This is a genomic window from Arsukibacterium indicum (assembly GCF_019100565.1).
Taxonomy (GTDB): domain Bacteria; phylum Pseudomonadota; class Gammaproteobacteria; order Enterobacterales; family Alteromonadaceae; genus Alishewanella; species Alishewanella indicum.
In genome coordinates this window covers 298,232-319,271 of record NZ_JAHRID010000002.1, presented here as the reverse complement: position 1 = coordinate 319,271, position 21,040 = coordinate 298,232, and the positions used below count along the sequence as shown (strand labels likewise).

At 48.0% G+C, this 21,040-nt stretch carries 19 protein-coding genes and 3 tRNA genes; 19 read left to right on the top strand and 3 right to left on the bottom strand.

Annotation, left to right across the window (positions count from 1 at the left end):
* Nucleotides 1-13 precede the first annotated feature (13 nt).
* From ybgF to KQY15_RS05990, 5 genes are all read left to right on the top strand, one after another.
* Entirely contained in the window at nt 14-805 is a 792-nt protein-coding gene (gene ybgF / locus KQY15_RS06010) for a tol-pal system protein YbgF (RefSeq protein ID WP_217668211.1), read from the top strand.
* A gap of 138 nt (nt 806-943) precedes the next feature.
* Nucleotides 944-1,019 (top strand) — tRNA-Lys (locus KQY15_RS06005).
* A 26-nt stretch (nt 1,020-1,045) separates the two neighbouring features.
* Nucleotides 1,046-1,121: transfer RNA gene (locus KQY15_RS06000), tRNA-Lys, on the top strand.
* An 81-nt stretch (nt 1,122-1,202) separates the two neighbouring features.
* Nucleotides 1,203-2,261 (top strand): quinolinate synthase NadA, encoded by a 1,059-nt coding sequence (gene nadA, locus KQY15_RS05995; protein WP_217668210.1) that lies wholly within the window; start codon nt 1,203-1,205, stop codon nt 2,259-2,261.
* A 126-nt stretch (nt 2,262-2,387) separates the two neighbouring features.
* Nucleotides 2,388-2,477: transfer RNA gene (locus KQY15_RS05990), tRNA-Ser, on the top strand.
* A 448-nt stretch (nt 2,478-2,925) separates the two neighbouring features.
* Here KQY15_RS05990 and KQY15_RS05985 read toward each other — a convergent pair.
* Together KQY15_RS05985 and KQY15_RS05980 are read right to left on the bottom strand one after the other, a co-directional pair.
* Nucleotides 2,926-3,204, bottom strand: coding sequence for a hypothetical protein (locus tag KQY15_RS05985; protein ID WP_217668208.1), 279 nt, complete (start codon nt 3,202-3,204; stop codon nt 2,926-2,928).
* Between the two features lie 109 nt (nt 3,205-3,313).
* Nucleotides 3,314-4,183, bottom strand: a complete 870-nt coding sequence (locus KQY15_RS05980) for a BrxR family helix-turn-helix transcriptional regulator (protein WP_217668206.1) — start codon at nt 4,181-4,183, stop codon at nt 3,314-3,316.
* 457 nt (nt 4,184-4,640) lie between these two features.
* Here KQY15_RS05980 and hsdR point away from each other — a divergent pair, with 457 nt between their 5' ends.
* The 13 genes from hsdR (at nt 4,641) to bdpA (ending at nt 19,500) form a co-directional block, all read left to right on the top strand.
* A complete protein-coding gene (gene hsdR, locus KQY15_RS05975) occupies nt 4,641-8,171 on the top strand; it encodes a type I restriction-modification system endonuclease (protein WP_217668204.1) in 3,531 nt (1,176 codons plus the stop codon).
* 126 nt (nt 8,172-8,297) lie between these two features.
* Entirely contained in the window at nt 8,298-9,377 is a 1,080-nt protein-coding gene (locus KQY15_RS05970) for a Fic family protein (RefSeq protein ID WP_217668202.1), read from the top strand.
* Between the two features lie 27 nt (nt 9,378-9,404).
* Entirely contained in the window at nt 9,405-10,970 is a 1,566-nt protein-coding gene (locus KQY15_RS05965; RefSeq protein WP_217668200.1) for a class I SAM-dependent DNA methyltransferase, read from the top strand.
* Entirely contained in the window at nt 10,970-12,313 is a 1,344-nt protein-coding gene (locus KQY15_RS05960; protein WP_217668198.1) for a restriction endonuclease subunit S, read from the top strand. The genes KQY15_RS05965 and KQY15_RS05960 overlap by 1 nt, the downstream gene beginning before the upstream one ends.
* Nucleotides 12,310-12,681, top strand: a complete 372-nt coding sequence (locus KQY15_RS05955; protein WP_217668196.1) for a hypothetical protein — start codon at nt 12,310-12,312, stop codon at nt 12,679-12,681. The genes KQY15_RS05960 and KQY15_RS05955 overlap by 4 nt, the downstream gene beginning before the upstream one ends.
* 60 nt (nt 12,682-12,741) lie before the next feature.
* Nucleotides 12,742-13,626, top strand: coding sequence for an SIR2 family protein (locus KQY15_RS05950; protein ID WP_217668194.1), 885 nt, complete (start codon nt 12,742-12,744; stop codon nt 13,624-13,626).
* Between the two features lie 14 nt (nt 13,627-13,640).
* Nucleotides 13,641-14,558 (top strand): restriction endonuclease, encoded by a 918-nt coding sequence (locus KQY15_RS05945; RefSeq protein ID WP_217668192.1) that lies wholly within the window; start codon nt 13,641-13,643, stop codon nt 14,556-14,558.
* Between the two features lie 24 nt (nt 14,559-14,582).
* Complete coding sequence (locus tag KQY15_RS05940) at nt 14,583-14,879, top strand: hypothetical protein (protein WP_217668189.1); 297 nt, start codon at nt 14,583-14,585, stop codon at nt 14,877-14,879.
* A gap of 17 nt (nt 14,880-14,896) precedes the next feature.
* Complete coding sequence (locus KQY15_RS05935) at nt 14,897-15,763, top strand: hypothetical protein (RefSeq protein ID WP_217668187.1); 867 nt, start codon at nt 14,897-14,899, stop codon at nt 15,761-15,763.
* A 12-nt stretch (nt 15,764-15,775) separates the two neighbouring features.
* A complete protein-coding gene (locus tag KQY15_RS05930; protein ID WP_217668185.1) occupies nt 15,776-16,807 on the top strand; it encodes a nuclease-related domain-containing protein in 1,032 nt (343 codons plus the stop codon).
* A gap of 1 nt (nt 16,808) precedes the next feature.
* Nucleotides 16,809-17,522, top strand: a complete 714-nt coding sequence (locus KQY15_RS05925) for a DUF429 domain-containing protein (RefSeq protein ID WP_302850299.1) — start codon at nt 16,809-16,811, stop codon at nt 17,520-17,522.
* A gap of 90 nt (nt 17,523-17,612) precedes the next feature.
* Complete coding sequence (locus KQY15_RS05920; protein ID WP_217668181.1) at nt 17,613-17,900, top strand: encapsulin-associated ferritin-like protein; 288 nt, start codon at nt 17,613-17,615, stop codon at nt 17,898-17,900.
* A gap of 106 nt (nt 17,901-18,006) precedes the next feature.
* Nucleotides 18,007-19,500, top strand: a complete 1,494-nt coding sequence (gene bdpA / locus KQY15_RS05915; RefSeq protein WP_217668180.1) for a BAR domain-like protein A BdpA — start codon at nt 18,007-18,009, stop codon at nt 19,498-19,500.
* A gap of 86 nt (nt 19,501-19,586) precedes the next feature.
* Here the strand turns inward: bdpA and KQY15_RS05910 are convergent, their stop codons facing one another.
* On the bottom strand, nt 19,587-20,522 hold the full coding sequence (locus tag KQY15_RS05910) for a tetratricopeptide repeat protein (protein WP_217668178.1): 936 nt from the start codon (nt 20,520-20,522) through the stop codon (nt 19,587-19,589).
* A gap of 320 nt (nt 20,523-20,842) precedes the next feature.
* Between KQY15_RS05910 and KQY15_RS05905 the strand changes: the two genes are divergently transcribed.
* The gene (locus tag KQY15_RS05905; protein ID WP_217668176.1) at nt 20,843-21,031 is read left to right on the top strand and encodes a hypothetical protein; all 189 of its coding nucleotides are present in this window, start codon (nt 20,843-20,845) and stop codon (nt 21,029-21,031) included.
* Nucleotides 21,032-21,040: the final 9 nt, after the last annotated feature.

Below are 21,040 nucleotides of genomic sequence, written 5' to 3'. Positions count from 1 at the left end.
AAAACGGGTGATCATGACAGTAAGTAAAACACTGTGGGTTGCTCTGTCCTTAGTAAGTACCGGTGCCTGGGCTAACCCGGCACCGGTTACTGAGCTGGGCAGAAATAACACGCCAAACCAGCAGCTGGCCAATCCTGGTTCAGGAACGCTGGAGCAACGTCTGGCAACATTGGAGCGGGTGGTAGAAGCCCGGGCCCAGGGTCAAATCCGGATGCAACAGCAGTTAAATGTGTTGCTTGAAGAAGTCAGCCAGTTACGGGGGGTGACTGAAACCCACACCTATCAACTGGACGAAATGCTGCAAAGGCAACGTGATTTATATCAGGAAATTGATCGCAGGGTAGGGGCATTGCAAAACAATACACCTGTTCAACCGGTGGTTTCCGCTAATGATAATACCGTGCCAACTGTTTCATATTCTTCAAATGTGTCAGAAAACGAGGCTTACGATAAAGCCGTTAATATGGTGCTGAAAGATCGACGCTATGATGCGGCGATCCCAGAATTTGAAGCCTTTTTACAAAATTATCCTGACTCTGGTTACGCGCCAAATGCGCATTACTGGCTGGGGCAGCTATTGTACAATACCAATGAACTGGCCAAAGCAAAAACGCACTTTGAGCGGGTTGTGGCAAATTTCAAAGATTCCAACAAGGTACCAGATGCCTTGTTAAAGCTGGGACAGGTTGCTGAGCGGGAAAATAATAAAGAAACCGCGCTGCGATATTACCGGCAGCTAACCTCAGAACATGCCTCGGCAACGTCTGCCCGGTTAGCGCAAGAGCGGATAGACGCCCTTAAGTAAGCTTTCAGGCCAACCAACAGGTTGGCTTTGTTGTTTCATATCGCTGGCTTTTTGTGCAGTCAGGCCGCCAAGGTGGCCTTTTTAACATTTTTCGGTTGCACTAGCGCCGTAAATCAGTAAGATATGCGTCCGCGGTTAGGGTCATTAGCTCAGCTGGTAGAGCAGCGGACTTTTAATCCGTTGGTCGATGGTTCGAATCCATCATGACCCACCAAACCGCGCAAACAAGTACACCGAAGTGGGTCATTAGCTCAGCTGGTAGAGCAGCGGACTTTTAATCCGTTGGTCGATGGTTCGAATCCATCATGACCCACCAAACACCAGCCTGTTAAATACTGTTCATACCCTACCGACCGTTGTATAATACGCGCCATTTTTATCAAACCTGGCAGGTATTATGACGCAGTCGCTGTATTTTAGTGAGCAGGATTTCCGGTTTCCGAGAAAACCTGTGCCGTTGTCTGCAGACGAAAAGCTGGCCTATAAAAGCCGGATTAAAGCGTTACTACAGCAAAAAAATGCGGTACTGGTTGCCCATTACTATACTGATCCGGAAATTCAGGCGCTGGCCGAGGAAACCGGTGGCTGTGTGTCTGACTCACTGGAAATGGCCCGTTTTGGTAATGAACACCCGGCAGAAACCTTAATTGTCGCCGGCGTTAAGTTTATGGGCGAAACCGCAAAAATTCTGACCCCGAATAAAACCGTACTAATGCCAACGCTTGAGGCGACCTGTTCGCTGGATTTAGGCTGCCCGGCCGAGCCGTTCTCGGCATTTTGTGATGCCCACCCCGACCGCGTGGTGGTGGTGTATGCCAACACCTCTGCTGCAGTTAAAGCCCGCGCTGACTGGGTGGTAACCTCATCTATTGCGCTGGATGTCGTCGATTACTTAGATAGCCAGGGTAAAAAAATTATCTGGGGACCCGACAAGCACCTTGGCGCTTATGTGCAAAAGCAAACCGGCGCCGATATGTTGCTGTGGGATGCCGCCTGTATTGTTCACGACGAGTTCAAAGCCAATGCCCTGGTCGAGCTGAAAAAGCAGTACCCGGAAGCGGCAGTACTGGTGCACCCGGAATCACCGGATAGCGTGGTACAGCTGGCCGACGCCGTAGGCTCAACCAGTCAGCTGATTAAAGCCAGCCAAACCCTGCCCAACAGCACCTTTATTGTGGCGACCGACAAAGGCATTTTTTATAAAATGCAGCAACAGATGCCGGATCGTACCTTTATTGAAGCGCCAACCGGCGGTAACGGCGCTACCTGTCGCAGCTGCGCTCACTGCCCCTGGATGGCCATGAACGGCTTAAAAGCGATTGAGGCGGCTTTAACTGATACCACCGGCCATGAGATCTTTGTCGATAGCGCACTGCGCGAAAAAGCCTTAGTGCCGCTGAACCGGATGCTGAATTTCGCCCGCGATTTAAAAATGCAGGTAAAAGGCAACGCCTAAACAAAGAACGTATGCAAACTAAGTGCCGGCTGCTTAAAAAGCAGCCATAAAAATCCAGTTATAGATATAACAGTTGCAGCGCGCAGGGAATTTCCCTAGTATAGCCGCGCTTGCAACGCAAGTTCCGGAGAGATGGCTGAGTGGCTGAAGGCGCACGCCTGGAAAGTGTGTTTAGGTTAACCCCTAACGAGGGTTCGAATCCCTCTCTCTCCGCCATATTAAAACAAAAGGCCCACGCCAAAAGCGTGGGCCTTTTGTTTTAACGCGGCAGAGATCGAGGTCTTGATGAGAACCCTTCGGTTCGACCAATTCTCTGGGAGAGAATTGGAACGCACTTTAGTGCGGCCCGAAGGGCCAGAACCATGGATGGTTCTGGTAATCCCTCGGTGCTGTCGCTTAAGCATGGGCCTTTTTCATTTAACTCGGCAGAGATCGAGGACTTGATGAGAACCCTTCGGTTCGACCAATTCTCCGGGAGCACAAAATTGTCAGGAGCAATTTTGGACAGCGCTTGTGCTGGTCCGAAGGACTGAGGCAGGAAAGCCTCAGCAAATTGGAACGCACTTTAGTGCGGCCCGCAGGGGTGGAGGGCAGGAAGCCCGGAATCATCCCGACTCCCTGCCAAAAGCGTGGGCTCTTTTCATTTAAGCGTCTAGATGAGGTGTTAGCTAACCTGCAAGTCGACACCGTATTGCGCAAATATCACCATATCTTTTTTAAACCAGTGTTTAAACGCACTGGTATCAAAGCCATGTAACTCAGCCAGCTCAGCATAACGTACTGCGGTTTTAAGCAAATCGGCGTAGCGCCATATTTTACCGTAAGCCACTACATTAAGGCTTGGCTGCTCGCCTAAAATCTGAATAGCCTGCATCACCTTGTGCAGGTAACGAAGTTCATTGGTTTGCTGTTCAGTCACGTTTGGCGTTGTGTGTTGGCTCATGGCGATGGCTCCTTTTTGCATTGCCTGAGCTTAGGTTGTCGGCCGGCTTTTGAAAAGCATTAACCGGCCGGAGGAAATTTAACCTGTATCTTTTGATTACACATATTAATCAAAACGCATGCCGCTTCACTTCATCTAAGTTCGCCACCATAATCTGCTGCGCCTCCGGGCGCGCTTCAATTTTTGCCAAGTCCAGGTTTAGCGCCTGAACCGCATAAGGCACCAGAGCAGATCGCACTGAAATAACCCGCCTACCATCGGTCATATTGTAATCTTCGGCAATAATTGCCTTTTGGTAGTCACTTAATCGAGAGTCCGGCACGAGTACGATATCAATTTTGCTGTTCCAGCGATCATCCTGCGCTTTAGTCATATCGGCATCGCCTTCGATGTCATTTATGCCGCGAAACCGACTAAGCACAAAATCGCGATACTCGCGGTTCTTTTCACAGTAAGCCCGTACATGCCAGCGAAGTGGGGTACAAACCAGGGTGTGCGGCGCAATAATCCGGCTTTCTTCATCCGGGGATGTAAGCGACACATACCCCATATCGATCTTTTTGCCATCGCGCGCCGCTTGTACCAGCGCGCGTAAAATGTCCGGGTTAACCTGCCGAAGTGGTGATGTCAGCATTTCAGTGTGGGCAAAGCCTAAATCTAATTGGCTAAAGGTGTGAGCGAAATCTTTGGTACTTGCCAGTGCATGCAGGTACTCATCGGCCAGGCCGCTGGTGACCTTGGGTTTAAAAGTATCCGAGGGTTTATAGCCTCGTAAACTGCCATCATAAATAAGATTGCCTGGTGCAACATCACGTAAATAGCCATTAATGTCTTTGGAGGCCTGCTGGCGGGCAATGCCAAAGCTGTTACATAAATGATTAGTGGTTAAACGGCCTTCCCAAAGCGCAACTATTTCAATCAGCCGGTAGCGCATTAATAGTTCCCAGCGTATCGGCCAGCCGGTATTCGGTGTTTCCATTCTAGTAGTACCTGTCCTTAAATCGTTCATATTAACTCGCTTACTGCATAATTAATCTAAGCCATTATCCCGATTAAAGGAATGACAATTTAATTTAGCAACAATAACCTGCTTGAAAAACATACACTGAGTATCTGCACAGTATGGCGTGAATTTGGAAACTGCCTAAGATGTGCAGCAAGGGATGACATGTCGCTGTTAGTGACATAGTGAATGGACAAGGCTGCAGGATGCGGCCAACAGGATGTAACAGGGACAAGCTGGCAAGGATGCCAATGAATAGCCGTGTGTCATGCTGAGTGATTATGGTTACTTTAACGAACCGGAGTTTGACCGATTGCGATAATTTATCTTTAACCAATGTTAAAGATAGGGATAGTCTTGCTATGCGTAACTATTAGTGGTACAAACTTATCTTCATATCTGAAGATAAATCATCAGCTTGCGACGAGGGATTATGACGCAGCAGGTTTTAAGCGCAAACCAGTCTAACTTTACTTTTTTAAGTGAATACGAACCGCTTTTTTTGCAGCTGGCGCAAAGTGCTGAGCGTGCCTTTAGCGCAGACCCTAATACCACTTTAATTAAACTGCGCCAGTTTGCTGAAGCGATAGCGCAGGAAGTGGCTGCGCGCTCCGGCGTTGCTTTTGACGAGCAAACCACACAAGCAGACTTACTTTACAAGCTTAATCGCGAGCTGGGGTTTGACCCCAGTGTGCGCGAGCTGTTTCATATATTGCGTATTGAAGGCAATAAAGCTACCCACCAGTTTAAAACCCAACACAAAGAGGCCTTAGACGGCTTAAAAGTCGCCCGGGCGTTAGCGGTGTGGTTTCATCAGGCCTTTGGTAAGGCCGGTACCCAATTTAAAGCCGGGCCTTTTATTGCACCGGCAGACCCAAGCAGCCAGCTGCGTCAACTGCAGCAGGATATAGAAAAGCTAAAAGCCGATTTAAACCAGGCCAATGTGCAGCTCGATAGCAGCCAGCAACTACATGAGCTGGTTGCGAAAGAAAAGGCGGAGTATGAAGCCTTAGCGTTGGCGATGGATGAAGAAGCCAAACAGTTGGCGCAGCAAGCGGCGTTGCATGAAGCGGCATTAAAGCAACAGCAGCAAGACTATGAAGCGAAGATCCAGCAGTTGCAGCAGCAAATTGCCACCCAAGCCAGTGACGAGGTGGCCAAGCAACAAAGTAGCGCTAAGCAAAAAACGCAGGCCGCCAGCCAGTATATTAGCCTGAATGAAGAACTGACCCGCATTTTGATCGATCAGCAGCTAAAAGACGCTGGCTGGGAAGTAGATACGCAGGAGCTGACCTACCAAAAAGGCTGTCGGCCGGAGAAAGGTAAAAATAAAGCGATTAGCGAATGGCCCACCAAATTAAACGGTAAGGGCGGCCGGGCCGATTACGCGCTGTTCTGCGGATTAACGCCTATTGCGGTAGTGGAAGCGAAAAAAGAAAACGTTAATGTAGCTGGTAAGATTGATCAGGCTGAGCGTTATAGCCGTGGTTTTAATCTAGTATCGCCACTAACGGCGGCTTGGGAGCTGGCCGGTTTAACCGTCGCCTGGCCAGATAACCACGATGGCCATTACAAGGTGCCCTTTGTCTATTCCTGTAATGGTCGGCCATATGTGCCACAACTGGCTGAACAATCGGGGACCTGGTTTCGTGATGTCCGCGAGCCGAGCAATTTAAAGCGTGCTCTGCAGAGTTTTCACACGCCAGATGGTCTACTTGATCTATTAAAACGCAGCAAAGAAGAGGCAGAGAAAAAACTTAAGCAAGAACCTTTTGGCTATTTAAAAGTTCGGCCTTACCAGCAAAAAGCCATCGAAGCAGTAGAAAAAACGTTGGCTGAAAACCACCGTACTGCTTTGTTAGCTATGGCGACCGGCACCGGTAAAACACGCACCATCATCGGTTTAATGTATCGCTTTTTAAAAGCCGAGCGTTTTAAGCGCATTTTGTTTTTGGTTGACCGCACCGCCTTGGGCCAGCAAGCACTTGATGCGTTTAACGAAGCACCGCTAGAGCAAAACCATACCCTCTCTAAGATATACAATATCGCTGAGCTGGGCGATATGGCAGCCGAAGCTGAAACCCGCATTCAGGTGGCTACCGTGCAGGCGATGGTAAAGCGTATCTTTATGAGCGATAACCCGCCAGCGCTGGATCAGTTCGACTGCATTATCGTTGATGAAGCGCACCGCGGTTATACCCTGGATCAGGAGATGACCGAAGGCGAGCTGGCCACTCGTGATGCCAGCCAATATTTATCAAGTTATCGGCGGGTGCTGGATTATTTCGATGCCTTTAAAGTGGCACTAACGGCGACACCGGCCAAGCATACCAGCGAAATTTTTGGTAAACCGGTATACACCTATTCGTACCGTGAAGCCGTGGCTGATGACTGGCTGATAGATCATGAGCCGCCCATCCGGTTTGAAACCCTGCTTAGCCAAAACGGCATTAAGTTTGAAAAGGGCGCCAAGGTCAGTGCTATTAATACCCAAACCGGCGAAATTGAAGCCTCAGATCTGGAAGATGAGCTGAACTTTGATGTAGAAGCCTTTAACCGCCGGGTGATTAACGAGAACTTTAACCGGGTTATTTGCCAGCAGTTAGCCAAAGAGCTTGACCCCTTTGGTGACGAAAAGACCATGATCTTCTGCGCTACCGACCTACACGCTGATATGGTAAAACGGCTGTTAGATGACGCCTTTAAAGCCATGTACAACGGCGACTATAACCAGGCTGCGGTGGCCAAAATTACCGGCCAGAGTGATAAAGTTGAACAGCTTATCCGCCAGTATAAAAATGAGCGTTACCCCAATATTGCCATTACGGTAGACTTACTCACTACCGGTATTGATGTGCCCAAAATTTGTAACCTGGTGTTTATGCGCCGGGTTAAATCACGCATTTTATACGAGCAAATGATTGGCCGCGCCACCCGCCGTTGTGACGACATTGGTAAAACCGTGTTTCGTATTTACGATCCGGTGGATATTTACGCCGCGCTGCAAGACGTGAACACCATGAAGCCGTTAGTGAAAGACCCCAACATCACGTTGGAGCAGTTGGTTGGCGAGCTTACTACACCCGACAAGCTGCAACAGGCGTTGGCCAGCCCTGGCGAACAACAAGGCGAAAGCCATGCTGATGTGGTGCTAAGCCAGCTAAGCCAAAAAGTGATGCGCGTGCTGCGCAAAGCCGAAAATAAGGCCGATAGCAAACCGGCACTGCAGCAAAAGCTTACCGAACTACAAGACTTGTGGGGTGTCGAGCCCAAAAGCCTGCACACGCATTTACGCCAACTGGGGCCCACTCAGGCTGCGCAGTTTATTCAGCAACACAGCGGGCTGCTAAACCAGCTTAATGAAGTAAACAGCCTGGTCGGCTCAGTGTATCAACCGGTATTGTCGGATCACCATGACGAGCTGTTAGTGCGTGAGCAAAGCTATGGCAAATACCAAAAGCCAGAAGACTATTTAGAAAGCTTTAACCAGTTTATTAAAGCCCAGCTTAACCAATCGGCAGCGCTGGCGGTGGTGGTGAATAAACCACGTGATCTTACCCGCGAGCAGCTTAAAGAAGTGAAGTTATTACTCGATGGTGCAGGCTATTCTGAAGCCAAACTGCAAAGCGCGGTGCGTAACCAAACCAATCAGGACATCGCAGCCAGCATTATTGGCCATATACGCCGTGCTGCGCTGGGTGAACCACTGTTGCCGTTTGAGCAGCGTGTAGCACAGGCCATGCAGCGTTTATTTCAGCAACACAACTTTAACCCCAACCAGCGCAAGTGGTTAGAGCGCTTAGCCAAACAGCTGGTGCATGAAGTGGTGGTTGACCGCGATTTTGTAAATAACAGCTTTGCCAACGATGGTGGTGCTAAGCGGCTTAATGCCGTGCTGGATGATCAGTTAGACGCGGTGCTGGCAGAGTTAAGTGATGCGATTTGGACAACACAAAGTGCATAGAAGCATGGAAGTCGCATGCTCATCTATATATTTCTTCACTTATTATACATATGAGTCGTTACATGTATAAATTTTCTATTTTTTTATATATATTGAGCCAGTCATTACTTAAAAAAGTTTTTTTCTATGCATAATACTCTGCCTCTACTGCCACTCGCAGAAATAGCCCAGTGGGAAACCCGACAGGTGCTTAAAAAAGCGGCCGAAGCACATCGCTATCTGGCAGAGTTAAAAGGTGTGGCTGCCAGCATTCCAAATGAAGCCATTTTAATCAACACCCTGGCACTGCAAGAGGCGAAAGATAGCTCGGAAGTGGAGAATATCGTTACCACCCACGACGAACTTTACAAAGCCAATGTGTTTGAGGAGTCCTTAACCAATCCGGCCACTAAAGAGGTGCAAGATTACGCTTTTGCGCTAAAACAAGCCTTTGCCATTGTCAGGCGCACAGGACTGATTCGGCTGGATGATATTTTGGCGGTGCAGCAACAGCTTGAGCACAATCAAGCTGGCTTGCGCCGCTTGCCGGGCACATCACTTAAAAACGCACGCACCGGCGAGGTGGTCTATACGCCGCCACAGCATGCTGACGACATAGCAGCCTTAATGGATAACCTGGTGCAGTATATTAATGACGACAGCCTGTGCGATGCCGATCCACTGGTAAAAATGGCCATCATCCATCACCAATTTGAAAGCATCCATCCGTTTTATGATGGTAATGGCCGCACCGGCCGCATTATCAATATTTTGTATCTGGTGGCTAAAGGGCTGCTTAACCTGCCGGTGTTGTATTTAAGCCGCTTTATTATTATGCACAAGGCAGATTACTACACACAGCTGCAGCAGGTACGCGAAACAGGCAACTGGGAACCCTGGCTGCTGTATATGCTTGATGGCATTGTCACCACGGCACAAGATACCATAACCCTAATCACCAATATGAAAGCCTTAATGCAAGGCGTAAAACACCGCTTGCGTGAGCAACTGCCGAAAATTTACCGGCAGGAGCTACTGAATAACTTGTTTCATCACCCCTATACCAAAATTGAGTTTTTGGTCGATGAGTTAGGGGTCAGCCGCATCACTGCGACCAAATACTTAGAGCTGTTGGTTGAACATGGCTTTTTAGAGAAGCAGAAAATCGGTCGCGGCAATTATTATATTAATCAGCCATTGTGCGCCTTATTAAAAGCCCATGGTTAAGCCCATTTTACTTACATAGAGCAAAACATGACCAACAACGACATTGTACAAAAACTCTGGAACCTGTGTGACGTGCTGCGCGACGACGGCATTAACTACAGCGATTACGTTACCGAGTTAGTACTGCTGCTGTTTATTAAAATGGTGCATGAAAACACCGAAGCCGGCACCTTAAAAAAGCACCCACTGCCACAAGGCTGCCGCTGGACCGATTTAAACGGCAAGTCGGGTATAAACCTGCTAAACGATTACAAACGCATTTTATTAAGCCTGTCTACCGGTAAAGATGCACTGGGCAACCAGGTACATGAAGACCCACTAATCAGCGCCATATACGCCGATGCACAAACCCGCCTGCGCGAGCCACGCCATTTAGAGCAGATGATAAAAACGTTGGATCAAATCGACTGGTTTAGCGCCGCTAAAGACGGCCTGGGCGATTTGTACGAAGGCTTGCTGGAGAAAAACGCCGGTGAGACTAAATCGGGCGCTGGCCAGTACTTTACGCCACGTGCCTTAATTAACAGCATGGTGCGCTGCATTAAGCCAAAAGCAGGCGAGGTAGTACAAGACCCTGCCGCGGGTACGGCAGGCTTTTTAATTGCCGCCGATGCGTACATTAAGCAGCATACCGATGACTTGTATGATTTAACCGCGACTGAGCAAAGCTTTCAGCGCAATAACGCCTTTGTTGGTATTGAACTGGTGCCCGGCACCCGCCGTTTAGCGCTAATGAACTGCTTATTGCATGGTATGGAAGGCGACGCTGAGGGCGTAGTGCATTTAGGCAATGCGCTGGGTGATAGCGGTAAGGGCTTAGCCCGAGCCGATATTATTTTAGCTAACCCGCCGTTTGGCACCAGTAAAGGCGGTGAGGCCAGCAATACCCGTGACGATTTAACCTATAAAACCAGCAATAAGCAGCTGGCGTTTTTGCAGCATATTTACCGTAACCTAAAACCCGGCGGCCGCGCCGCTGTGGTACTGCCCGATAACGTATTATTTGAAGCCGGTGTCGGCACCGAGGTACGGCGCGATTTAATGCACAAATGCAACCTGCACACCATCTTGCGCCTGCCCACCGGCATCTTCTATGCCCAGGGTGTTAAAACCAACGTGCTGTTTTTTACTAAAGGCAGTAGCAAAGACAAACACCAGCAAGAGAACTGTACTGAAAATGTGTGGGTATACGACCTGCGCACCAATATGCCCAGTTTTGGTAAACGCACCCCCTTTGGCGAGGCGCATTTAACGCCGTTTGAGCAAGTGTTTGGCGAAGACCCAAATGGCCAAAGCCCACGTGAAGAGGGCGAGTATAGTTTTGACGCCGAGCGAGTTGAAGTTTCAGTAAGTGATGAAAACGAAGGCGTAGACAGCAAATTAGCCCACAGCCGTTGGCGCAAATTCAGCCGCGACTGGATCCGCGAGCATAAGGCTGACTCGCTGGATATTAGCTGGCTAAAAGATAAAGACAGCGTCGATGCCGCCAATCTGCCCGAGCCAGAGGTTTTAGCGCGTGAGGCGAAAGACGAGCTGGAAGCCGCGCTTAGTGAGCTGGATGGGTTGCTTAAAGCGCTGGAAGGGGCGGTGTGATGAGTGAAATTCGTCTACCTTCTGAATGGCTAACAACAAATTTGGAGATGATTGGGGAAGTTGTCACAGGTAAGACCCCAAGCAAGAAAAACTCAGAATATTTTGGTGGAGCTATACCGTTTATAAAACCGGGTGACGTTAACGATCAGGGAAATATCGAATTCACTGATGAGCACTTAACCGAGCTTGGTGCGGCTACAGTACCTACTATCCCCAAAGGCTCAATTGTTGTCACGTGTATTGGTAATTTAGGACGTTGTGCTATTACTACAGAACGTTCTGCAACAAACCAACAAATCAATAGCGTGCTTCCATTTAGTAATGTGGATGTTAAGTTCATTTATTACCAAATGCGAACGCTGAAGGAATGGATGGTATCAGAGTCGTCTGCGACGACTGTTACTATAATAAACAAATCAAAATTCTCACAAGCGCCGTTGGTGCTTCCCCCACTAGCCGAACAAAAAGTTATCGCCGAAAAACTCGACACCCTGCTAGCCCAGGTCGACAACACCAAAACCCGCCTCGAGCGCATTCCCGAGATCCTAAAACGCTTCCGTCAATCCGTCCTCGCCGCCGCGGTAAGTGGTAAGTTAACGGAGGAGTGGCGTGCTTCTCGAAACATTCGGTTGGGAATAGTAAAAAAAATAGGCGATGTAGCTAATGTTGTTCGAGGTGGGTCTCCGCGTCCATCTGGTCATCCAGATTTTTTTGGTGGGGACATTCCTTGGATAACAGTAAAAGAATTGACGAAAGATAAATTTAAATATCTGGTTTCTACAGGGGATTACTTAACTGAGCTTGGAAGTACGAAAAGTAGGATGATCTACGAAGGAACTCTGTTACTTACAAACAGTGGCGCGACACTCGGTGTGCCTAAGATTTCTAAAATTAATGGCTGTATTAACGACGGGGTAGTAGCCATATTAAACGTTGAAGAGCCATTAAAGAGTTATATCTACTATTCTTTGCTTTCGATGACGGAAATACTGCGGTCCGTTAATCAAGGAGCAGCGCAACCCAATCTTAATACTGGAATTGTTAAAGCAATTGAAATACTAATCCCCGAGTGTGAAGAAGAGCAATCCGAAATCGTCCGCCGGGTAGAAGAGCTTTTTGCCTTTGCCAACCGCATTGAGCACGCCGCTCAGGCGGCGCTTAGCCGGGTAAACAACCTGACTCAATCCATCCTCGCCAAAGCCTTTCGCGGTGAACTCACTGCCGATTGGCGCGCCGCTAACCCCGATCTTATAAGCGGCGAGAATAGCGCCGAGGCATTGTTGGCGCGGATAAAGGCAGAGCGGGATAAGGTTAAGCCAACCAAAAAGGCCAAAGCAGGATGATGGCGTACTATTGCCAGCGTATTGTTGCTGGCACACCACAAACCGAAATTGCTCGTATCATCCCTGATACTCGGCCTTCGGCCCTGCTTGCAGCAGTCCAAAATCGTTCCAGACGATTTTGTGTCCGCCGGGTAGCAGAGCTATTTGCTTTCGCCGATCGCATTGAACAAGCCGCCCATGCCGCGCTTAGCCGGGTAAATAATCTTACCCAATCTATCCTCGCCAAAGCCTTTCGCGGAGAACTGACCGCCGATTGGCGTTCGGCTAACCCCGAGCTGATTAGTGGCGAGAATAGCGCCGAGGCGTTGCTGGCGCGGATAAAGGCAGAGCGGGCGAAGTTATCTAAAAAGACCAAAGCAAAATCATGAGCTGCCCGAATAGATAGCCTGCAAAAGCTCAGTGATTGAAGTCAAAACGGAAATTTAAATATGGATATGGATTTCAAAGCACTTATACGAAAACCTGGGGTTAAACCGGCGCTGATTATCGGAAATGGCGTCAATCTTTATGACTCTGCCGATGGAACGAGCAATTGGCTGCAGCTACTGCTACAGCTGTGGCGAAATAATATTGGTTCTGTCACCAAAGAGGCATTGGAGGGCATTTCGTTAACAGAATTCTATGACGCACTCGACTTAAAAGTGGGTAAATCAAGTAAAAGCCTGCAAGAAGAGTTCTGTAAAGGGATGGCGCATTGGCAGGCCAAAGAGCACCATCATATAATTGTTCAATGGGCCATGAACAATCAATGCCCAATCCTAACGACTAATTTTGAAAATACATTATCAGATTCGTTAGGCCTTGAACTGCATCGGTTAACAGCGCTCAAATTTACCGACTTTTACCCGTGGAGTAATTACTACGCCGATAAACCGATTAGTGATACTTCTAATGAGTTTGCCATCTGGCATATCAATGGCATGCAGCATTACAAACGCAGTATTCGTTTAGGCTTATCGCACTATATGGGGTCAGTTGAGCGCGCTCGGCCAATGTTACACAAATCTGGTAACAGATTGTTCTATAGAGCTGAATTTAGCAAATGGCCTGGCCGCCATACTTGGTTAAATGCGGTTTTTCAGAATGATTTATTTATCTTTGGCTTGAGTTTGGAAGTCACGGAAGTGTTCTTGCGCTGGCTACTGATAGAACGAGCAAAATTTTTCAAGAAATTCCCAGAAAATAAACGCGAAGCGTTCTATATACACGACAAACCACTTGCGCCAGGTCAGCAACTGTTTCTTGAAAGTGTGGGGATTACACCAACGAAGGTTCAAAGCTACTTCGATATTTACGTGGCACCTTGGGAATAATAAGGAACTTAGTAATGGCGATACCAACATATGATCAATTTATTGAACCCGTACTTCGTTTTTTAGCGACTCGTCCCGATGGTGCTTTGGCTCGCGAGGTTTATGAGGCTGCAGCTGATGCAATGCAGCTAACAGATGAAGAGCGTGCAGAGCTATTACCCAGCCAGGCACAGCAAGTATATAAAAACCGTATAGGTTGGGCGCACGACCGGTTAAAGCGGGCTGGGTTGTCGAGTTCAGCCAAACGAGGTTTTTGGTGTTTAACTGATGAGGGAAAAATATTTGCTGCCAGTAACGTTGGTCCATTATCGCAGGGGCTAGTTGCCGATCTCGCTTTTGGTTATATGGACGTGCGGTTAAAAGAAGCCACATCAACTACTGAAACTGTCACGAAACCCAGCATAAGTGACACAACCAGCGAAACATCGAGCCCGGAGGAGCGCTTAGGTGCAGCAGTAAAGGAAATGCGTGAAAGCGTAGCTGCAGACTTACTGGAAACACTTGCCAAAGTTAGCCCGACTTATTTCGAAACCATCGTTTTAGACTTGCTACATAAGATGGGCTACGGCGCAAACCGCAATGATTTGCAGCGGGTAGGCGGCTCTGGCGATGGCGGTATTGATGGCGTTATCTCGCTAGATAAGTTAGGCCTGGAAAAGGTCTATGTGCAAGCCAAACGCTGGCAAAGCAGTGTTGGCCGGCCTGAAAACCAAGGCTTTTACGGTGCCTTAGCGGGGCAGCGCGCTACTAAAGGTGTGTTTATTACTACCTCTGCTTATACAGCTCAGGCCGTTGAGTTTGCTAAATCAGTAGAGCGTATTGTGCTGGTAGACGGTATCAAACTGGCAGAGTTGATGATCGATCATGAAGTGGGTGTATCGACCCGAATAGTCAAAATACCCAAGTTCGACAGCGACTATTTTGAAGACTAACGACACATATTAACAGGAGAGCAAATGCGTGATTTTAAAATGTTTGCCGACGCAGGCAGGGTTATGCATCTTTTTTACCCCGAATCAGGCGAGTTCGAAATTGTTAATGTTTCAAAGGCGTTATATGACTCGGCATTTGAATTACGCCATCATGAAAAAGTGATTTTAGCATGTCGAACAAAGTGGGAAGCGCGAGATCAGTTAGAAGATATAGTTAAGGCAGTGAGTCAAGTTGAAGCAAAAAAGCGCGAATTAGAACAGGAGCTTATATCACGGTTTGGTTTAGAAACATATCCAGTCGAATTAGCCAAAAATAGTTAACAGCAAAAGGAGTTTCTGTGTCAGTCCTAGGAATTGCCCACACCTCAAAGTTGGTTTACGTTGGCGAACAGCCGGGCAACGGTAAACCTGTTTCTCCATCACAATTAGTCATGCCAATTAGATTTGCCGACATGGGGCGTTTCGCTTGTGATGATTTGGCTGAATATCCGGGCTTTTTATTTCTTGAGGATATATATGAGCCGGCTGCAGGCATTAAGCGGGGGCGAATTTACGGCTATCCAAATACTAGGAAAGAATGGTGTTTTAGTAATGCGGTAAGGGCCAGCGAAAGACCTGGAATACACCCAAGTGAATCTTATGATGAAATGTTTTACCACTATCAATCATACAAAATGCATCACTACATTTCGGATACCAATAACAACCAAGCCATTATAGGTAATGGCGAGTATGCATCGTTCTGGAAAGTGGTTGCTGCTGAGCAAGTCTTTGGTGGTGACGTTGTTGTAACGCTGAAAAGTACCCGTTCAAATGGTTCGTTACCTGTTCTATTACCCAATGCGATGTCTACAGAAGACTATCAGCGCCTTAGCATTACTCTCGATGAGGTGCAGACAGCCAATCGTAAAATAAGCCCATTTCACTTGGTGGAAAGTTGTCGCAGTGCTGCGGCCAGTGCGGTGGGTATTACCATTGGTGACCCGATTCCAGATTTAGGCAAAGCACTTAGTAAATTAGCTGCCTCGACGTCTCAAAACACATTAAGCCAATATAGCAGCAATATTATTGCTCGTTTGCATGCACGTGCTAAACCTAACGCCCAGGCGCAACATGGCACTCGTGACATTACAGAAGAGGATGCACAAACAGCGTTGCATTGCTTGTCATTGTTACTTGTCGAACTTGGCTTGGCCAAATATTGATTTAAAACCATCATGATCTTAAAAGACAAAACCCAAACCAGCTCGGCATCCGTCAAACTCGATGCTGGTATTAAGCAAGAGCACGACGTGGCGTTTTACCTACGTCGTGCTTACAAGAACAGTGACCAGGTTATGGTGCTGAATGATCTGCGTATTGAGCATGACGGCGAAAGCGCGCAGATAGACCACCTTATTGTATATACCTATGGCTTTATCGTAGTGGAGTCAAAGAGCATTCGTGGTGAGGTTAAAGTTAATGAATACGGCGAGTGGACCAGAAGCTATAAAGGGCAGTGGAGTGGCATGCCATCGCCGATTAAGCAGGCCGAACTGCAGCTTAAGCTTTTAAAGCAGTACTTGTGTGCCAATACCGAAAAGGTTATCGGTAAGTTCTTAGGTATTCAGCAAGGACTTGGTGCACGTTGTTATGACGTTTTTTGTGCTATTTCAAGCGATGCCATTATCGACCGCTCCAATGCGCCTAAAGACATTGCTGATAAGCTGGTAAAGTCTGAGTTTATTGCCGACGCGCTGGATAAGAAGATGAACTTTAAAAAGTTCTATAACGTTGTCGGCAAGATATATGACACCCGGCCCACGTTTAGCCAGCAAGAGCTCAGTCATATATGTCAGTTTTTGCTGGGTAACACGCCACAAATTGAAAGTGACAGCGTTAATGAGGCCCATGCTGCTTGGCCTTCACCTGGCAACACATCGTCAACCACAGAGCCTCTGCCAGTTGTAGTACCTGCGGCAGTTAATAATACATGGGATTCGACAGTTTCTGCCGCGCAACCATTACATATCAACAGCATAACCGCACAGTGCAAACACTGTGGTGATTGCAGTGCACTTAGCCCGCAGTCTGGCCGTTATGGCTACTACGTGCAATGTGGCAAATGCGGCGGTAATACACCTCTTAAACGGCCATGCCAGGTGTGCAAAAGCCAGAATACCAAGGTGAGTAAATCTCGGTTGTTATATCAGTTAGTTTGTCAGGGCTGCAGAAATACAGCTGACGTTTTTAAAGTACAGAAAGGTTAATATGTTGGGCACACGATTAGCAGGGATAGACTTAGCGTGGCATGGAATAAAACCAAGTGGGATGGCATTAGGTCGTTTACATGACAACACTCTGCATGTCGATTATCTTGGAAGTGAAGTGTTTAGTAACGACGAACTGTGCCGCAAAGTACAAGACTACAATGCGGTGGGTATCGCCATCGATGCACCTCTGATTATCAGAAATCAAAGTGGAATGCGAGATTGCGAGCGGCAGATTGGTAAGTTGTATGGTGCAAAAGGTGCAAGCTGTCACACCGCCAATTTAACCTTATTCCCTAAAGCGACCAGTGTGCTGTTGTCTCAGCAATTACAAACAATGAATTACGAGCATATTGTTGGCAATCAATGGCAAATTGAGGTTTATCCGCACCCCGCCATTATTGAGTTGTTCAACCTGGAATATCGACTGGCTTACAAAAAAGGCAATGTGGCTGAGCGCAAAGCGGGGCAATTTTTACTGGCGAGTCACTTATTGGCCATCGGGAAAAGGTTACCTTTTTCGTTGCAGCTCTGTAATGCTGGTTCAGTCGCGTTAACAATTGCTGAAATTAACACGTTAAGAGGTGTGCAGCTTAAGCAAAACGAGGACAAGTTAGACGCACTGGTCTGCCTGGTGGTTGCGGTATTGCACTATTTAGGGAAAAGTAGAACTATTGGCGATATTTTAGGCGGATATATAACGCTACCATCCTAAAACTTCCCCTTCAACGGCAATCTTGCAGGCAGGTACCGTTGCTGTGATCTACACTAAGTTCTTTAGTGCACTATCAGGACGAAAGAACATATGGCAAACGAAGGTTATCATGAACCGATAGGGGAACTTAGTGCTGAAACACGCGATATGCACCGGGCTATTACCTCATTAATGGAAGAGCTGGAGGCCGTTGATTGGTATAACCAACGGGTTGATGCCTGCAAGGATGAAGCGCTTAAGCAAATTCTTATTCATAACCGCGATGAAGAAAAAGAACATGCCGCTATGGTGCTGGAGTGGATACGACGACGCGATCCGTACTTTGATAAACAATTAAAAGACTATTTATTTACTGATAAGCCTATCGCCCACAAATAATGATTTGTTCAGCCCTCTTCCGCTTATCGGGGGGCTGCTGGTAAAATAGCCTCACTGCCAAAAACCGCCGTCCGGCGGTTTTAACCTTTTGCTTTGCGGAGTTTGCATGCGTAAAGTTTTTGCGTTGTTGCTTGCTGTCTGGCTGCCGGCTATTTCCGCGCAGGCTGCTGTGGTGTTTAGTGATGGCTTTGAAAATAGTGATGGTGAACTCTGGCGCCAGTTAGGGGATTGCCAGGCTTTGCCCGGCGCGCCGCGCTCCGGCGAGTTAGCTTTGCAATGTAAGGCCGGTAATACGGTGCTGTTCAGCAAAGAAGCGATTGGTGAGATGGGGGTGCTGGAACTGTGGCTGCGGCCTGAGACCATTAACACCTCGTATCGTATTCATGTATTGGTTGCTGATTTACCCTCGCTAAATGCGCTGTGGCAACCGGTAGCGCTGATTGAGCATACTGGTGGTGATACCAGCTTTAAAGCGCACCGGGTATCGATTGATGAGCCGGCGAGGCGTTACCTGCGGCTTGATATTGAAGTTAACAACGGTATGGTGGCGCTTGACGATGTGATGGTAGAGCGTATTTTGCTGGCCACGGCATTGCAAAAGAACGAGCAGCGCATTGTCAGTGGTATTCTGGATAAACTGCGGCAGGATCAGAATATTGCCGTGCAGGCAGAGTCGTTCCGCACCCTGGGCGTAAACTATGCGGCCCAGCTTGATTTACAACGGCAATATCTGGAGTATGCCAACGCCCTGCATTCAGGTATTGCGCTGGCCCTGGCTGGCTCTGAGCGTAACAGAATGTCTAACCCGATGGCTTATGCCAGTTTTCGCAGTATTGTCTCTGACACACGGCGGGTGACTACGCCGCTGCAGCAGGCCAGGCTCAATTCAATGTTAAAGCCGTTTGGTGATCTGGTAACCGCCGGTTTAAATGTGGTCAGCGGTGGCACTTACTCGGCCTTTGCCGAGCCGTTTAAGTCATTTCTGGCCTCCAGCTTTGATAAAAGCAATTACAATGACGCAGGTTTAAGCCGGGCTGATCGCAAATTCGCTGAACAAAATGGCCTGAAAATTTATCAGGATGCTGAGCGGTTTTTATCCGAGCTGGAAAAAGAGCTGAGCCAGGCGGCGGCGCTGGATAATGAACTATTGGCTATTCAGAAAAATGTGGACCGCTTTCGCCGCGATCTGGATAAGCAGTTAAGAGACACTCTGCAACACGCCAGTATGGCCCGCTCGCAGGAGACGATAAGCCGGGCCTTGAGTAAGGATGAGATTACCCGGCAAAAACTGATGGCCGAGGTGGCCGGTAATATTACCCTTAAAGCCAGCAGTTATCTGAAAGAAGGCAACAATACTGAGCTTATCCGTTTTGTGCTGAAAACCTCAGAGCAACTGGAGCAGACTCAGAGTTATAAAGACCAGTTTAATCAGATCACTTCAGCGGTGCTGACCTATTATGATCGCTTTGAGCGTTCCGTTCACAGCAGCCAGAACCCGTTTACTGAAGCCGCTGATAAACAGATCTGGGACAGCCACGCTGTAAAAGCCCGCGACTATTTGCAGCAGTCAAAAGAGTCGTTTAATCGGGCGTATCTGTAACGGGTAAATAGCCAAGCAATTAATTCACCGCTGGAAAAACAGCAAGGGCCTGCGAGTAACTCAGGCCCTTTGTTTTACTTCTTATCCTACTGACCCATTAACTCGCCCACGGTGGTAGCACCGAAGTCGGCATCTGTTTTGCGATCAAAGGCCACGCTGCACATCGAAGCGCCGCGACCGCACAGGTTGCCCGGAATGCGCGAGCCGGTATTGCCCCGATAGTATATATTCAACGAATTCAGCTGACTGACGATATTGCTGAGTTCTGAATTGGCGTCAAACTGCTCGCCCCGTACCTCAATAACCTCAATATCATCAATTTGCTTAAGATTAGTCAGCACCGGTTGCACCAGTGCCACCAGTTCAGGTTCCGGTTGCGCTGATATTTGCTCCAGGGCATTGATAATTTCATCTAAGCGCTGCCTGGAATCGGCATAACTTTCTAATGCCAGGTTTTTATAGATGACGCCAGCACGGGCTAAATCAGATTCAATACCAACTCCGCTAACCAGTAGCTGTGCCAGCAAATACTGAGCAGGTTTGTAGAATTGCTCGTTTGCCAGCTCCAGTAAAGCAACCGCTTCTTTATCCGCTTGCGGGATATCTTGTGCCAGTAATAATTTCGCTTTATCGGTTAACGCCGGAGCAAATTCTGCCCTTGCTGCCCGCTCCAGTAATTCATCAGCTCTGGCGATATCCTGTTCAAAGATAAAGCCCTGCCGCAGCCAGGAAGCCATTTGATGCAGTGCCATTGGCTCATCCCAGCTTACTGCTTTTTTAATATGACGGCGGGCTTTTTTTATGTCCTGCTCAACGCCTTCGCCTCTGGCATAAGCAACAGCCACTATGGTTGCGGCCTCACCGCTGCCATTGTTGGCCATTCGCTCCAGCTGTTTAAATTCAGACTGACAGCTGACACTGGCACAAAAGCCAGCTGGCTGAGCTGTGGCAATGGCTGCAATGGGGGCAAAAAATAGGGCACTGCTTAACGCTAATACCAATCCGATTCTGGTTTTTCTCATTGTTTTTGTTCCTGTTGTTGGCCCTCAGCTGCATGCTGTTTACACTATAGTACAGATGACTGAAGAGGGTAAGCTGACAATTACAGCCGTTTGGCGCTGCCCTGATTAAGTGTCGGTGTTATAGGTAAGACGAACAGTCTTTTAAAAATGTGACAAATTAACTGTATTTATCCAAACTTTTTTTCACAATTCAGCTTAAGCTCAGTTTGCCGAACCTATGCTTAGCCTGTATTTGCGGTGTTAAAGGTTTAAAAATGGTTGAAAGCATAGCCAATCTTTTTACCTGACTGCCGCCATTTTAAATAATGCAGGAGTCTGCTATGAGTGTTTCTAAGCAAAGTGAAGTGCCACGACAACAGTTTTTTTATCAGCAAAACCAGACAGTTGATTTAACCCAGCAAGAGCGTAAAGCATTAAGTCTGGTATGGAATGATAGCAGTGCGGATAACAGCCTGTCGCCGCAGCGCGAACCAGATACAGCCCACTGCGCGGTGCTGGGCTACAACTGAGTTAAGCAT